The organism is Acetobacter fabarum (assembly GCF_011516925.1).
Taxonomy (GTDB): Bacteria; Pseudomonadota; Alphaproteobacteria; order Acetobacterales; family Acetobacteraceae; genus Acetobacter; species Acetobacter fabarum.
Genome location: NZ_WOTG01000001.1, coordinates 549475 through 563507, shown reverse-complemented (window position 1 = coordinate 563507; position 14033 = coordinate 549475). Strand labels below are relative to the sequence as shown.

The following is a 14033-nucleotide window of genomic DNA, read 5'->3' as shown; positions in this document are numbered from 1 at the left end:
CTTTAAGGCTGGATGTAAGCCGCCAGTAAGGTGGCTTATGTGCGGTTTTGTGGGGTCGGGCTGGCAAACGGGTCTGGCTCATAGCCAACACCATTTAAATATAAGCCGTCTGGCGGGGCTGTGGGGCCAGCGGCACTCCGGTCGCGCGCCGCCAGAGCCTGAGCCACCCGTTCGGGCTCCCATGCGCCGGTTCCCACCTTTTTGAGTGTCCCCACCATGTTGCGGACCTGATGGTGCAAAAATGAGCGGGCCTTGGCAAACACCACCACTTCATCCCCCTCACGCGTAATGTCCAGCTGGTCCAGTGTGCGGACAGGGCTGTTGGCCTGACAGGCCACGGCGCGGAAGGATGTAAAATCGTGCAGGCCTAGCAGCATGTTGGCGGCCTGCTGCATGCGTTGCACATCCAGCGGGGATTTAACGTGCCAGACATGGCCTTCGGCCAGTGCAGGGCGTGTGCGCCGGTTGAGAATGCGGTAGCGGTAAGAGCGCCATGTGGCAGAAAACCGGGCGCTCCAGTCCAGGCTGACCGGGGCCGCATCCAGCACAACCACGGCATGGGGTTTAAGGTGGTAGCTCAACCCCTCTCGCACGGAATAGCTGGAAAAACTGGCATCTGCCGGGAAGTCCAAATGCGCGACCTGCGCAAGCGCATGCACACCAGAATCCGTGCGCCCCGCTGTAATGCTGGGTACAGGCCTGCCACCGGCAAGGCGAAAAGCGGCTTCTTCCAGCAAGGCCTGAACAGACAGGCCCGAAGCCTGCCTTTGCCAGCCGACAAGCCCACGCCCGTCATATTCCAGTTGAACAGCCCAGCGCTGGATGGCGGGGGTGGTCATGGGGGGCTGTCAGGCGCAGGGGTGCCAAGGCGGGTGCCCGCAGGCAGGGGTTGCCCGCGCAGGAACGCATCGGCTTCCATCATGCCGCGACCGGGGCGTTGCAGGCGGGTCAGGCGGATGCAGCCTGTGGCACAGGCCACGGTTAGCTGGTCGTCCACAACCGTACCGGGCTGCTGCGCAACCGGGTTGCCGGGCAGCGGTATGCCCCCCCCGATTTTGATAACAGTGCCATCTTCCAGTGTGGTGAACGTGCCGGGCCAAGGTGTGAGGGCACGAATCTGGCGGTCGATGGTTGTGGCGTCCTGCGTCCAGTCAATACGGCCGTCTTCGCGCGTCAGGCGGGGGGCGTAGGTTACGCCTGTATCTGGCTGTACCTGCCGTGCCGGGCGGTTTGCGGCTATGCGGGCCTGTGTATCTGCCGTGTTGGCGCTGGCCGGGGGGAAGTCCTGCAACACCCGCAGCGCCATTTCGCCCCCCAGAGCACTCAGGGCGTCGTGCAGGGTGAAAGCGGTTGTTTTGTCTGTAATGGGTACGGCCTCACGCAGTAGCATGGGACCTGTGTCCAGCCCGGCTTCCATCTGCATGATGGTCACACCACTTTGGGTATCTCCGGCCAGAATGGAACTCTGGATCGGGGATGCTCCCCGCCAGCGGGGGAGCAGGCTGGCATGGATGTTCAGGCAGCCCAGCCGGGGAGCGTCCAGCATGGTCTGGGGCAGGATCAGCCCATACGCTGCAACAATGGCGGCATCGGCCCCTAGTGCTGCAAACTCTTCCCATTCCTGCGGATTATTGCGCAGCGAGAGCGGGTGACGCACTGGTAGACCAAGCTCCTGTGCGGCCTGCTGCACGGGGGATGCACGCAGTGCCTTGCCCCGCCCGGCCGGGCGGGGGGGCTGGGAATAGACGGCAGCAATGTCGTGCCCGGCGGCATGGAGTGCCTTTAGGGCGGGTACGGCAAAATCTGGCGTACCCATAAAAACAAGACGCATCGGGCGGGATTTTTCCACTTAGTTGCGCTTCAGGTCCTTGGCCAGACGGCGCAGGATCATGTTGCGGCGCAGGGCGGACAGGTGGTCCACAAACAGAACACCATCAAGGTGGTCAAGTTCGTGCTGGATGCAGGTGGCCAGCAGCCCGTCCACATCACGCTCCTGTTTGTCGCCATTAATGGTCTGCCAGCGCACACGCACTTTTTCGGGGCGGACCACTTCGGCGTACTGGCTGGGGAGGGAAAGGCAACCTTCCTCCCGCGTGGCCATTTCTTCCGTTTCGGCCACAATTTCCGGGTTGATCAGGATCATGGGCTCGCGGTTTTCTTTTTCGCCCAGATCAATCAGAACAAACCGCTGGCTCAGGCCAACCTGCGGGGCGGCCAGCCCAATGCCGGGGGCTTGGTACATGGCGGCAAACATGCCGGGGAGAATCTTCTGGATTTCCGCCATGTCTTCGGGTTTGACCAGTCTGGCTTTCTGGCGCAGCACGGGGTGGGGCGGCGTCAGGATGGTCATGGGGGCCGCTTTATCCGAGGCAGCGGAAAATGCGGCGTCTGTCAGGGCTGCGTTTGTCATACAGCCCGATTTAGCGTTCCGTTGTGGTGGATGCCAGCACAAAACGGCAAGAAAAGCTTTTCATGCACAAAAAACCTGTAACTTTGCCGCCACAATATGGCGTGCAGACCACAGTGTGTGCCCATCAGGCCATAATGAAGCGGGACACAGGGTTGCGTGTGCCCGCTTCTATCCCATATCGTGAAGAGATCGGATGCCGTGGCGGGTCCGGTTTTATACGTCTCGCTCAGAAAGGAGGAGGCTTGTACGATGTCAGGCAGGCTTTTTGGCTCGCCCATGTTTTTGGGTTTTGATCATCTGGAACAGATGCTGGAGCGCGCCAGCAAGGGTTCGGGTGACGGGTATCCACCTTACAACATAGAGCAGATAGCCCCCAACGGCCTGCGTATTACCCTTGCGGTTGCCGGTTTTCGGATGGAAGATCTCCAGATCACGCAAGAGGACAACCAGCTTGTTATCCGTGGGCGTCAGGCGGAAGAGGGGGAGGAGCGTGTTTACCTGCATCGTGGTATTGCCTCCCGCCAGTTCCAGAAGGCGTTTGTGCTGGCCGAGGGCATAGAAATCGGCGGTGCATGGCTGGATAACGGGCTGTTGCACATTGACCTGTTCCGCCCTCAGCCCGAGGTCAGGGTCAAGCAGATCGAAATTATGCAGGGTGGGCAAAAAGGGCAGGTTGGTGCGAGCACCGGCGTTAAGCCCCGGCCCACGCCGCGTATGCTGCATCCGGTTATGGATGTGGATGGTAGTTGAAACCCGGAAGGAGGACGCAATGAAAAGCAGCATGCAGGGTGGTTACATGCCAGCTGGTCTGCCGCAGGCCGAACGTGTGGCGGATGTGCGGCAACTTTCGGATATGCAGTTCCGCTCCCTTGGGTTGAGCAAGGTCGCCTATACGCGCCCGGCTACTCTGGAGGACGGAGAGGAAGGCTGCGCCATTTACGCAGCCGACGGGTCGCTGCTGGCCGTGGTGGATGACATGGAAACAGCATGGGGCGCCATTGTGCAGAATGACATGGTGCCAGCTTCTCTCCAGTAACCCGTGTTGATGGGATTATAAAAAAAGGACCGGTTTGCGCCGGTCCTTTTTTGTTAGGGGCATGGCCTGCCAGATCAGGCTGGGGGGGGATCCAGCGGGGCTGTGTCCAGCCAGCCGATGTTGCCATCGTCTCGGCGGTAAACAAGGCTGATATGGCGGCTGGCCGAATTGCGGAAAAGCAGGAAGTTCTGGCCCGACAGGTCCAGCCGCATCACGGCCTCACCGACCGAGAGCACGGGAATATCCGCAGGCTGTTCGGCAATAATGGTGGCAAAGGTCTCCTCCTCCGTTGTCAGGGGGGCGGAGGGGGCTGCGTCTGTCTCGTGTTCTTCTATGGGTTGCAGAACGTAGGAGCGTGCGCGTTCGGGCAGTTCCTGCCGGGTGGTGGAACGGGCATGGGAGGTGACGCGCTTGTGGTAACGGCGCAGGCGCTTGGCAATGTGCTCGGCGGCATCATCAAAAGCGGCATTGGCATCCGCGGCCTCGCCTTCTCCGCGCAGGACCAGACCCCGGCCGGCTTTTACGTTGATGTCGCATGTAAAAAAGGAGCGGGCCTTACCAAAGGTGACCTGCGCCTGTAGCCCTGTATCAAAATATCGCTCCGCAAGATTACCCAGATGGGTGTTAACCCGATGTTTCAAGGCGTCGGAAAGATCAATCTGTTTACCGGAAACCTGAATATGCATAGGACATCGTTCCTTGCGACTGGCAGGACGGTCCACCCTCCAAACAGCTCAGTACCCGTTCAGGCGGCACTGCGGAGCAATGGACTGGCCTGTGTTGCATTGCAGGCAGGGTCTGCAATGTTTCATCCTGTATTTGGGCATGGGTAAGGTGTTTATGTCCATGCCTTTGTTACAGATATAATGCAAAGCTTTGCCCGCTGGTTGCATGGCCGATGTGTTGGATAAAAATATAAAGGCGCATGGCAGGCTTGTCGCCAGCCCCACCCTGTGCCTACACAGGATGTGCAGGCCTTACATGTTGTTATCCGGATATTTGCCCACCATGCTTTTACGTTCCGCTCCACCTGAGCATATGCCCAAAATGCCGCGTGGCTGGGGGTGGCAGATCAAGCTGGGGTGCCTTGCGGCCCTTGTGGCGTTGTATGGCGGCTTTATGTGGCATGTGACACACCAGAAAATTCGCCCGGTCATGGAGCGGGTGGATATTCCGGTAACCGTTGTGGCCCCGCCCAGGCTAGCTGCGCCACCGGCACCCCCCATAACCATGCTTCCGCCGCCACCGCTGGCTGTGGCGGCTCCCCCGGTTTTGCCGGGAGCTGCGGCGCAGCAGCCCTGATTACCTGAACTGGAGATAGGGTGTGAGCGAACTATGCGTGGCCAGCGTGCATATCTACCCGGTCAAGGGGTTGCATGGGCTTTCTCCTCCCGCCGCCATGCTCAGCCCGTGGGGGCTGGAGGGTGACCGCCGGTGGATGGTGGTGGCCCCCGATGGCCGGTTTATAACCCAGCGCACCTGCCGCGCCATGGCGCTGGTAACGCCCATTCCCACAGCGGAAGGACTGACGCTTACCCGTGCTGGCATGCCGCCCTGCCCGGTGCGTTTTCCCGGCTCCGAGGCCCCCATGGCGGTGGTAACGGTCTGGAAGGATCAGGTACAGGCGCGTGATGCGGGCGATACGGCCGCAGCATGGCTGGAGCAGGCATTGGGGCAGCCGTGCCGGATGGTGTGGATGCATCGGCCAGAGCTGGCGCGTATCCGCCAGCTTGGCGCACAGCCACGCCCCGTTTCTTTTGCTGATGGCTACCCGCTTCTGCTGGCCAATACTGCCTCGCTGGATGACCTGAATACACGCCTGCCCGCAGGGCAGGGAGTGCCCATGACCCGCTTCAGGGCCAATATTGTGCTGAGTGGCGCACAACCCTGGGCGGAGGACGGGTGGCGGCGTTTATCCATTGGCGGGAGTGTTGTGGTGCGTGTGCTCGCCCCGTGCTCGCGCTGCGTGGTCACATCCATCGACCAGAATACGGCGCAGGTGCCTAACCCCAAGGAACCACTGGCCACACTGGCCAGCTTCCGGCGTGCGCAGGGTGGGGTTATGTTTGCGCAGAATGCAGTGGTGGAAAAAGGCGGGCTGATCAGCGTGGGGGATAAAGCCCAGGTGCTGGAGGAAGGCCCTTCCAACCTGCTGGATATGCAGGCCTGAGCAAAGCCGGGGAGGAGGGGGTAAGGCCTTATACCCCCCGGTTCAGCCATGCCTGCTCTGGATGCTGGACGCCGGGTTAGAGCGAGAAGCTATCGCCCAGATAAACGCGCCGGACGTCCTCATGCGCGACAATTTCTTCCGGCACGCCCTGCATCAGAACCTGCCCGCTATGCATGATGTAGGCGCGGTCGATCACTTCGAGTGTTTCACGCACGTTGTGGTCGGTGATCAGCACCCCGATCCCGCGGTCCTTGAGGTGAGAAACCAGATCACGGATTTCGCCCACGGCAATGGGGTCAATCCCGGCCAGAGGTTCATCCAGCAGAATGTAGTGCGGCTGGCTGGCGAGTGCGCGTGCAATTTCCAGCCGTCTGCGCTCTCCACCGGACAGGGCGAGGGAAGGGGAGTGGCGCAGGCGGGTAATGCCAAATTCGTTGAGCAGCCCATCCAGCATGACCTGCCGCTGGTCGGGGTCGGGTTCAACCACCTCCAGTGCTGCCATAATGTTCTGCTCCACATTCAGGCCCCGAAAAATGCTGGCTTCCTGCGGTAGGTAACCAATGCCAAGGCGCGCACGCCGGTACATGGGGAGCTGGGTAATGTCGGCCCCATCCAGCGTAATGGTGCCGGTATCGGGCTGGACCAGCCCCACAATCATGTAAAAACTGGTGGTTTTACCCGCGCCGTTAGGGCCAAGCAGGCCAACGGCCTCCCCCCTGTGTACTTCGAGCGAGACGTTTTTGACCACCTGACGCTTTTTGTAGCTTTTGCCAATGTTATGGGCGATCAGGCCATGCCCGGGCTTGTGGGGGGCGCTCAGGTCAATGGGTTCTGGGCCAATGCTTACAACTTCTTCACGCACCGTTTCCTCGGACGTCCAGCTTACTTCCCGGTTCATTGTTACTTCCTGTCCGATGAATCGCCATTATTGGGAACAATAAGCCCGCTTACCCGGTTGCCCGGCCGCTCTGTCATGGTGGCGATACCTGTGTGCATGTTAATAATGGCCGCAGCCCCCTGAATCTGGTTTGGCCCGCGTGTAATATGCACGTTGCCAACAATGCGGGCTATGCCCGAATCCGGCACATACACGCCGCGGTCACCGGTTACGATTTCGGTCTGGGTGCGGACCCACACATGGCCGAAGGCATTGACCTTTTCCAGCTTGTTGGAGCTGGAGGCAAGGGGGTCCCCCGAACTGCCGGTTTTGTTCTGGCTTGGGGTTGCCGTTTTGGGGGTATCAACCGGGGTGCTGTACCCCACAAGTACATCGGCCCGAATCTGCCTGTGATCATCCGTGGTTACGGTGGCATCGCCCCGGCCAATGGAAATATGCTGCTGTGAGTAATATTCCATGGAATCCCGCGCGGTCAGCACATCCTGCGGGGTTGTCAGCCGGAGGTTTTTGCCGGTCATGACCAGCACGGCCTTGTCCATGTCATAGACCGCCTTATCCCCCCATGCCTGATCGGTATCGGTAAAGATATGGACGTGGCCTATGGCTTCCAGCCGGTAGATTTCGTTCGAGCCGGAGTCCTGGCCATCGGCGGTCTTGTCGTCACCCGTCGTGGCGGTGGGGGGCGTGGTGCCCGGTGGCGTTGCTGTTGTGGTGGACGGGGCCGGGTCGGGGGTGGGGTGGTCCGGCTGGACGGCAGGCGGGGGGGCAGCCTGTTCGGTCTGTGTGGTGGCTGTGGTGCCGGTCGGCAGCTTTTTGCGGTAATAGGCGATCAGCTTGTCCGCCGTGACCGTGGCGTTGTTCCGCACGGCTTTGGCCTGATCATAGGCAATGACTTTTTTAAGGTTCTGGTCCCAGTCAAACCCGCCCAGAGCTGTTACCGCAATCTGCCCGCCATGAGACAGGTCAATCGCCTGCGCCTGTGCCGCACCATGCCAGAGCATGCCGCCTGCGGGCAGGCTGGCCAGCAGGCACCAGCAGCGCGCAAAGGAGCGTATGGCGGAGGAAGGGGAGGGCGAGACTTGTGTTGTCATGCTTCAGGATGCCTTTTTGCCAGTCTTGGCATCGTTCTGGCGGTCATCATTAAGGATCAGGAGGCCGGGGCCACGGAACTGGGCCAGACCATCATGCTGGCTGAGCAGGAAGCCACGCGCATCCAGCGAGCCAAACGGGCCTTCTGCCCGGACCCATGAATCAGAGGTGATAATGCCTGCCTTGATGTCAATATCGGCAAGGGGGGTGTGCATCATCAGGCCATCATCGCGGTACAGGGTGACTTCTCCGGTCAGGTCAAGAATCTGTGCGTGTTGCATGTAAACGCCTTTTTCCGATCGGACCATAAGCCAGTCCCCCCCCTGTGTCAGAATGTCGGCCATGGGGTTGTTCAGGTCCAGCCTGTTGCCGGGGGCCTGATGCACCGTATCCGCCGTGATCGTGAACGGGCGGTCGTGTTCATCCACGCCACGGTAGGTGGCTCCGACAAGGTTGCCGCTTTCTATCTTGACCTTGCTTAACTCGCGCATGGTGGTCTGGTTGGCGCTTATCAGGTGCTCCACTTCAGGCCAGACGGCAATGGCGGACAAAAGCAGCAGAGCCGTGGCGGGTAGCAGCCATTTGGCCCAGCGCAGCATGGTGCGCCTGCGCGCCAGTGTGGCGGCATCTGGCACCTTGCGCCGGATGGACGACGCCGCAAGGCGTTCGCGCTGCTGCTGTATATCCACGCCCGATCGGGCGTAGTCCTCACGCTCGGGGCGTTTGCCGGGGGTGTCTGTCATCCAACGCCTGCCCGGACCAGATCATGCAGGTGGACAACCCCAATGGGCTGGCCTGCGGGGTTAAGAACAAAAAGGGCAGTAACGGGCCGCTCACGCGCATTCATGACCTGCAACGCCTCGGAGGCAAGCACATCCGGGTTTATGGTGAGCGGGCGTGGGTTCATAATGTTTTGTGCCAGTGTGGTTGTAAGGTCATGGTCCAGCGCGCGACGCAGGTCACCATCCGTGATCAGCCCCGCCAGTTCCCCATTCTGCCCCACAATGCCAACGCAGCCTAGCGCCTTGTGTGTCATTTCCATAATGACATCCCGCATGGGCGTGTCAGGCGCGGTCAGGGGCATGGCGTTGCCTGTGTGCATGACCTCGCGCACCGTGCGCAGGCGTGCGCCCAGCCTGCCACCGGGGTGGAACGCTCCAAATTCTGTTGCGGTAAAGCCCCGCTGCCGCAGCAGGGCCACGGCCAGTGCATCACCAAAGGCAAGCTGCATGAGTGTGCTGGTGGTGGGGGCCAGCCCCATGGGGCAGGCTTCTGGCATGGCGGGCAGGGTCAGGGCCAGTGTGGCTGTTGTGGCCAGTGTGGAGGTAGCCTTGCTGGTTACGGCCAGCAGGGGTTGGCCGGTGCGCAGGGCATGGGCGGCAATGTCGGCCAGTTCCGTGGTTTCCCCCGAATTGGAAAAAGCCAGAATGGCATCTGCGGGCAACACCATGCCCAGATCCCCGTGCGAGGCTTCGGCAGGGTGTACATAAAACGAGGGCGTGCCCGTGGAGGCCAGCGTTGCCTGTATCTTGCGCGCAACATGGCCGGACTTGCCAATGCCCGTAACCGCCACCCGGCCGGTAATGCCCAGTAGAACAGCCACAGCCTGAGCAAATGCCCCCCCTAGGCCGGAGGGGTCTTCCAGCGCAAGAGCCAGTGCATTCAGCCCGGCCTGCTCCATGCGCACGGTCGCTGCGGCGTCCATATCGGGGGTGGGGGGCGTGGTGTGGGCTGGGGGTGTCATGGGTGTCAGGTCGGTCCGGTGGCAAAGGGGTGCCAGATACGCCGTTGCTCAGGCGCGGTGGGAGAAAATATCCGGGTCTTCGTAACCCATCATGTCCAGCCGTGCGCGCGTGGGCAGAAAATCATAGCATGCCTGCGCCAGATCGCGCCTGTTTTCACGCTCCAGCAGGGCGTCCAGCTTGTGCCACAGCGCGTGCAGGTACAGCACGTCCGAGGCGGCATAGGCCAGTTGCTCGGGTTTGAGTTCTGGCGCGCCCCAGTCTGAACTTTGCTGCTGTTTGCTCAGGTCCACGCCCAGCAGGTCCCGGCACAGGGCGGCCAGCCCGTGGCGGTCCGTAAAGGTGCGGACCAGCCGGGCCGCAATTTTGGTGCATACAACGGGGCTGACCGTAATACCCAGCGCATGTTGCAGAATGCGTACATCAAACCGTGCAAAATGCATGATTTTGGTCAGCGTGGGGTCTGCCAGAACGCGCTTGAGGTTGGGGCAGTCATACCCGGTTCCACCAAGGGAGGGCGGCATAAGCTGGACCAGATGGGCCGTGCCATCTCCGCTGGAAAGCTGGACAAGGCAGAGCCGGTCCCGGTACGGGTTCAGGCCCATTGTCTCCGTATCCACGGCAATGGAGCCGGTAAAGCGCAGGCCATCGGGCAGGTCATTTTTATACAGGGTAATGGCGCCCGCACATGGGCCCTGAGCTGCGGACATGGGGCGCTCCCGTTCTGCTGTTGTGTCTAGGCTGCTTTGCATCAGACGGATTACAGCCGCAGGGGGGGAATGTCCATTCCCTGCTACGCCCGGGCACGCGACAGACAAAGATAACCCCCGCGCCGTTGTAGGGATAGGCGGATACCCCGCTCATGCGCTAGGGGAGAGGCAGAGTGACTCCAACCTGGAACCGTATTGTCCATGCAGAACCCCCGCAAAGCCGCACGCCCCGCACGCCGCTCCCGTTCATCCGCCCATGGTGGCGGTGGGCGCGATGGTACGGCCCCGGCGGGCAAATGCTGGCTGTTTGGCACACATGCAGTGGCGGCGGCTCTGGCCAACCCGCGCAGGGTGTACGAGCGCCTGCTGGTGACCGAGGCCGAACACCCGGTGCTCGAAGAAGCCGCACGCACAGGTGGGCGGGGCTTGCAGGTCAACCCCGAACTGGTGCAGCGCGCACGGCTGGACGACCTGCTGGGGCCGGAGGCGGTGCATCAGGGCGTGGCCATGCTGGCGCAGATTCTGCCCTCGCTCTCGCTGGAGGAGGCGCTGGAACGCCCCGGCCCCGTGCTGGTGCTTGATCAGGTTACAGACCCGCGCAATGTTGGCGCCATACTGCGTTCTGCCGCAGCATTTGGGGCGGCCTGCATTGTGGTGCAGGACCGCAATGCTCCGGAGGAAACCGCCGTGCTGGCCAAGGCCGCATCCGGCGCGCTGGAAACCGTGCCTTTTGTGCGTGAGGTCAATCTCTCCCGCGCAATAGAAATGCTGCAAAAGGCGGGCTGCTGGACAGTGGGGCTGGATGCTGGCGGCACAATTCTGAACGGTGCCGGGTTTGACGGGCGGCGCGTAGCCCTTGTGCTGGGGGCGGAAGGGCGTGGCCTGCGCCGCCTGACGCGTGAAAGCTGTGATGAAATTGCCGGGCTGTACATGCCCGGTGAGATGGAAAGCCTGAATGTGTCCGTTGCGGCCGCACTCGGGCTTTACGAACTGGTCCGTCGCGGCATGCCTGCCGCGTAACAGCCAGCAGCAACAAAAAACCCGACATAGTACCCAATATCGGCCCCACCCAGCCAGCGGGCAATGGGGCCGGTGTACAGGCTGCTGGTGGAAAACAGACCAACGGTCAGGGCGGTGGTTATGGCAAATATGCTGGCACCCCGCGTCCATCCGCCTGACGTGGGCCGTGGGGCGTGGTCTGTGCAGTACCAGTCCGCCAGCACAATGCCGATCCACGGGGCAATCCAGTACATGGTGACCATCAGGTAGTCAGTGTAGAGCGTGGTGTACCGCCCTGCACCGGCTACGGCCAGCACGTAGCCCAGTGTGGCTGTCAGTATGGCTGCGGCAACACGGGGCACATGCACCCCGGCGGAAATAAGGCTGTAACTTGCCGTATTGTCATTGAACGAATTGCCGGTAATGGAAGACAGCGCAATGGCAGCCAGTGCAAACGTACCCAGTGGCCCCAAGGTATGCAGGAGCGATGCAATAACCGCTGTGGGTGAAGCATCCGCCACACTACCGGCTGAGATCAGGCCCAGAATCTGGAATGGAATGGCCGAAGCCAGCAACCCGGCCAACGCAAGCAGCACCACTTTTTTGGAGTTGGCGCCGGCAGGCAGATAGCGCGTATAATCCGAAGAATAAGACGCCCATGACAGGTTAAAGCTGACCAGAACCCCCACAGCGAGCAAAAACGTGCTCACGCTGACGGGGTGATGGCTGCCAAGTGGCGCCTGCCCGCGTAAGGCAAACACAATGCCAATAAACGCAAAGGCCACCAGCAGGAACGCGCCAAGATATTTCTGCAATGTCTGCACCACATGATGGCCGTAAATGGAGGCCAGCATCTGCACCCCGGCCAGCACGCCAAGAGCTGCCCAGAACGGGGCGTGTATGCCGCCTGCCAGAAGCAGTGCAATCAGGGCGGTTGCTGCGGGTACGTTGTTCACCGCGTCCCACCCCACGCAGTAAATCCAGTTCAGGAACGCAGGCAGGCGCAGGCCCATCTGCCCCAGCGCACGGCGTGAGGCCTCCATTTGCGTCAGCCCGGTTACAGGGCCAATGGCAGCCGCCAGTGCTACGGGCAGTGCGCCAATCAGGTTGCCCAGTATTACGGCGGCAACCCCTGTTTTAAAATCCAGCCCCATGCTTGCCAGCAGCGCCCCTGTAACCCAGCCGCCCAACCCTAGATTGGGGGCAAAATGGCTCCAGAACACGCGGTCCATTCGCATGGTTTTCAGGTGTTCGGGCACAGGTTCGCGCACGGCGGCGGCGGACATGTCCTCCATTACGGCATGTGCGCGCAGGGGGGTGTGCTGCGTCATGTCTGGGGTTTTTTCTGCATTGGTCTGGGGGGCGGGGTTTGGGGTCAACTCAGGTCGGGTTCGGGCATGCTGCCGGGCGCTCCGGCAGGCTGGTTGTTATAGTAGGCTTCTGCCAGTGTTATGGGCAACAGGTCCATAAGGCGTGAGCCCGCCGCCAGCCAGAGCGGAAAAGTAATGCGCCGCTCATTGCGGGCCAGCCCGCGCAGAATGCGGCGGCATGCGCTGTTAACATCGGTCAGGCCGGGCATGGGGAACGTGTTGCGCGCCACCATGGGCGTGTCCAGAAAACCACAGACAACGGAGCTGAGCAGAATACCCGCCTTTTTGGCGGTGCCCCCGGTTGCCACCATAAACCGGTCCACCGCCGCCTTGGCTGCACTGTAAGAGGGCGTACCGGGGAAGGAGACAAGCCCGGCTACGGAGGAAATGGCGCAGATACGCCCGCGCATGCCATCTGCGGCGCGGGGTTGGCCCTGCATCAGCTCCAGTGCGGGGAGCACGGTATTGAGCACGCCGGTCAGGTCGGTTGCAAAAATCCGGCGGATCTGGGCCTGTGGTTCGGTGGCAGCACTATCCATGCCTGTGGGCCTGCGCGTGCCGCCGGTAATGCCCGCACAGGCCAGAACCATGTCCACCCCACCTGTGCCATGCACCCATTGCGCCATGGCTGCGGTATCTGTGACATCGCATATGTTCAGGTGGACGGCAGCGCCACGGCTTATGCAGTGCCGCGCTGTTTCTTCCAGCCGTGCCGTGTTGCGCCCACCCAGCCAGAGCGTGCGGCCGGGCCGGGCCAGAGTCTGGGCCAGTGCGCGCCCCAGACCAGAGGATGCACCGGTTATGAGAACAGTGTTGTGTTGCATGGCAAGGTCCGCCTTCCTTGTGGCATAGAGCGCGGTGGCGCAGCATGGCCGCTTCTGGCATGAAGGGGCAAGAGCGTAAGTTTGAACAGACAGGGTGTGAAAAGAGCAGTATGGCGCACAATGGAACGGCTCATCCGGGTCATGCAACGCGGCGGGGCGTATGCCTTGTTATTTCTGCCCCTTCGGGTGCTGGCAAATCAACAATCGCCAATGCGCTGCGTGCGTCGGATACAAAACTCAAACATTCTGTGTCCGTGACCACGCGCCAGCCCCGACCGGGGGAAAAAGAGGGCGTGCACTACTATTTTCGGACCATGGAGCAGTTTGAGGCCATGGCGCAGGCGGGTGAACTGCTGGAATGGGCCATTGTGTTCGGCCGGGGCTACGGCACCCCCCGTGCGCCAGTGGAGCAGGCCCTTGCCGCAGGCCATGACATGGTGTTCGACATAGACTGGCAGGGACACCGGCAGATACGCGAGGCCTTGCCGGAGGATGTGATCAGCCTGTTTGTGCTCCCCCCCTCTCTGGAGGAACTGGAACGCCGCCTGCATGGCCGTGGTTCCGACCACCCGGACGAAATTGCCCGGCGTATGGCTGCCGCGCGGGATGAAATTTCGCACTGGCAGGAGTTTGATAGTGTTATCATCAACACAGAACTGGACCGGGCCGTGGCCGAGGCACGCTCCGTGCTGGTAGCGGGCCGCCTGCTGACACGCAGGCAAACCGGACTTGCCGATTTTGTGGCAACCTTTGGTGCCTGAAAGACCAACCTGCCCCGCGCCATA

General features: G+C 61.5%; 17 protein-coding genes. 6 read left to right on the top strand and 11 right to left on the bottom strand.

Features of this window, described 5'->3' with window-relative positions; all coding sequences use genetic code 11:
• Positions 1-35: 35 nt before the first annotated feature.
• From truA to def, 3 genes are read right to left on the bottom strand one after another with little or no spacing between them, the layout of a single operon-like run.
• Positions 36-839, bottom strand: coding sequence for a tRNA pseudouridine(38-40) synthase TruA (gene truA / locus GOB83_RS02640; protein WP_165925143.1), 804 nt, complete (start codon positions 837-839; stop codon positions 36-38).
• Complete coding sequence (gene fmt / locus GOB83_RS02635; RefSeq protein ID WP_165925142.1) at positions 836-1831, bottom strand: methionyl-tRNA formyltransferase; 996 nt, start codon at positions 1829-1831, stop codon at positions 836-838. The genes truA and fmt overlap by 4 nt, the downstream gene beginning before the upstream one ends.
• 18 nt (positions 1832-1849) lie before the next feature.
• Positions 1850-2410 (bottom strand): peptide deformylase, encoded by a 561-nt coding sequence (gene def, locus GOB83_RS02630; RefSeq protein ID WP_086645219.1) that lies wholly within the window; start codon positions 2408-2410, stop codon positions 1850-1852.
• A gap of 249 nt (positions 2411-2659) precedes the next feature.
• Here def and GOB83_RS02625 point away from each other — a divergent pair, with 249 nt between their 5' ends.
• A complete protein-coding gene (locus tag GOB83_RS02625) occupies positions 2660-3160 on the top strand; it encodes an Hsp20 family protein (protein WP_095349089.1) in 501 nt (166 codons plus the stop codon).
• Between the two features lie 19 nt (positions 3161-3179).
• On the top strand, positions 3180-3446 hold the full coding sequence (locus tag GOB83_RS02620; protein WP_086645376.1) for a hypothetical protein: 267 nt from the start codon (positions 3180-3182) through the stop codon (positions 3444-3446).
• Positions 3447-3520: 74 nt separating this feature from the next.
• Here GOB83_RS02620 and hpf read toward each other — a convergent pair whose 3' ends face one another.
• A complete protein-coding gene (gene hpf, locus GOB83_RS02615; RefSeq protein WP_086645221.1) occupies positions 3521-4132 on the bottom strand; it encodes a ribosome hibernation-promoting factor, HPF/YfiA family in 612 nt (203 codons plus the stop codon).
• 322 nt (positions 4133-4454) lie between these two features.
• Between hpf and GOB83_RS02610 the strand changes: the two genes are divergently transcribed.
• Both GOB83_RS02610 and GOB83_RS15170 read left to right on the top strand, forming a co-directional pair.
• Positions 4455-4748 carry a hypothetical protein gene (locus GOB83_RS02610; RefSeq protein ID WP_095349087.1) on the top strand — a complete coding sequence of 98 codons (294 nt, stop codon included), beginning with the start codon at positions 4455-4457 and terminating at the stop codon, positions 4746-4748.
• 22 nt (positions 4749-4770) lie between these two features.
• Positions 4771-5616, top strand: coding sequence for an MOSC domain-containing protein (locus GOB83_RS15170; protein ID WP_165925141.1), 846 nt, complete (start codon positions 4771-4773; stop codon positions 5614-5616).
• 76 nt (positions 5617-5692) lie between these two features.
• On the opposite strand, the gene lptB is transcribed toward GOB83_RS15170, so the two are convergent.
• The 5 genes from lptB to GOB83_RS02580 form a co-directional block, all read right to left on the bottom strand.
• Complete coding sequence (lptB, locus tag GOB83_RS02600; protein ID WP_095349085.1) at positions 5693-6514, bottom strand: LPS export ABC transporter ATP-binding protein; 822 nt, start codon at positions 6512-6514, stop codon at positions 5693-5695.
• A gap of 2 nt (positions 6515-6516) precedes the next feature.
• A complete protein-coding gene (locus tag GOB83_RS02595) occupies positions 6517-7515 on the bottom strand; it encodes an LptA/OstA family protein (protein ID WP_242005710.1) in 999 nt (332 codons plus the stop codon).
• Between the two features lie 93 nt (positions 7516-7608).
• On the bottom strand, positions 7609-8346 hold the full coding sequence (gene lptC / locus GOB83_RS02590) for an LPS export ABC transporter periplasmic protein LptC (protein ID WP_086645225.1): 738 nt from the start codon (positions 8344-8346) through the stop codon (positions 7609-7611).
• The gene (locus tag GOB83_RS02585) at positions 8343-9347 is read right to left on the bottom strand and encodes a KpsF/GutQ family sugar-phosphate isomerase (RefSeq protein WP_086645226.1); all 1005 of its coding nucleotides are present in this window, start codon (positions 9345-9347) and stop codon (positions 8343-8345) included. Before GOB83_RS02585 ends, lptC begins: the two co-directional genes overlap by 4 nt.
• A gap of 48 nt (positions 9348-9395) precedes the next feature.
• Positions 9396-10055 carry a ribonuclease D gene (locus tag GOB83_RS02580; RefSeq protein WP_242005388.1) on the bottom strand — a complete coding sequence of 220 codons (660 nt, stop codon included), beginning with the start codon at positions 10053-10055 and terminating at the stop codon, positions 9396-9398.
• Positions 10056-10256: 201 nt separating this feature from the next.
• Here GOB83_RS02580 and rlmB point away from each other — a divergent pair, with 201 nt between their 5' ends.
• A complete protein-coding gene (gene rlmB, locus GOB83_RS02575; protein ID WP_165925138.1) occupies positions 10257-11075 on the top strand; it encodes a 23S rRNA (guanosine(2251)-2'-O)-methyltransferase RlmB in 819 nt (272 codons plus the stop codon).
• Here the strand turns inward: rlmB and GOB83_RS02570 are convergent.
• Positions 11039-12385, bottom strand: coding sequence for a purine-cytosine permease family protein (locus tag GOB83_RS02570; protein ID WP_165925137.1), 1347 nt, complete (start codon positions 12383-12385; stop codon positions 11039-11041). The genes rlmB and GOB83_RS02570 overlap by 37 nt on opposite strands.
• A gap of 44 nt (positions 12386-12429) precedes the next feature.
• A complete protein-coding gene (locus tag GOB83_RS02565; RefSeq protein WP_165925136.1) occupies positions 12430-13248 on the bottom strand; it encodes an SDR family NAD(P)-dependent oxidoreductase in 819 nt (272 codons plus the stop codon).
• Positions 13249-13358: 110 nt separating this feature from the next.
• Here GOB83_RS02565 and gmk point away from each other — a divergent pair, with 110 nt between their 5' ends.
• Positions 13359-14009, top strand: coding sequence for a guanylate kinase (gene gmk, locus GOB83_RS02560; protein WP_165925207.1), 651 nt, complete (start codon positions 13359-13361; stop codon positions 14007-14009).
• Positions 14010-14033 lie beyond the last annotated feature (24 nt).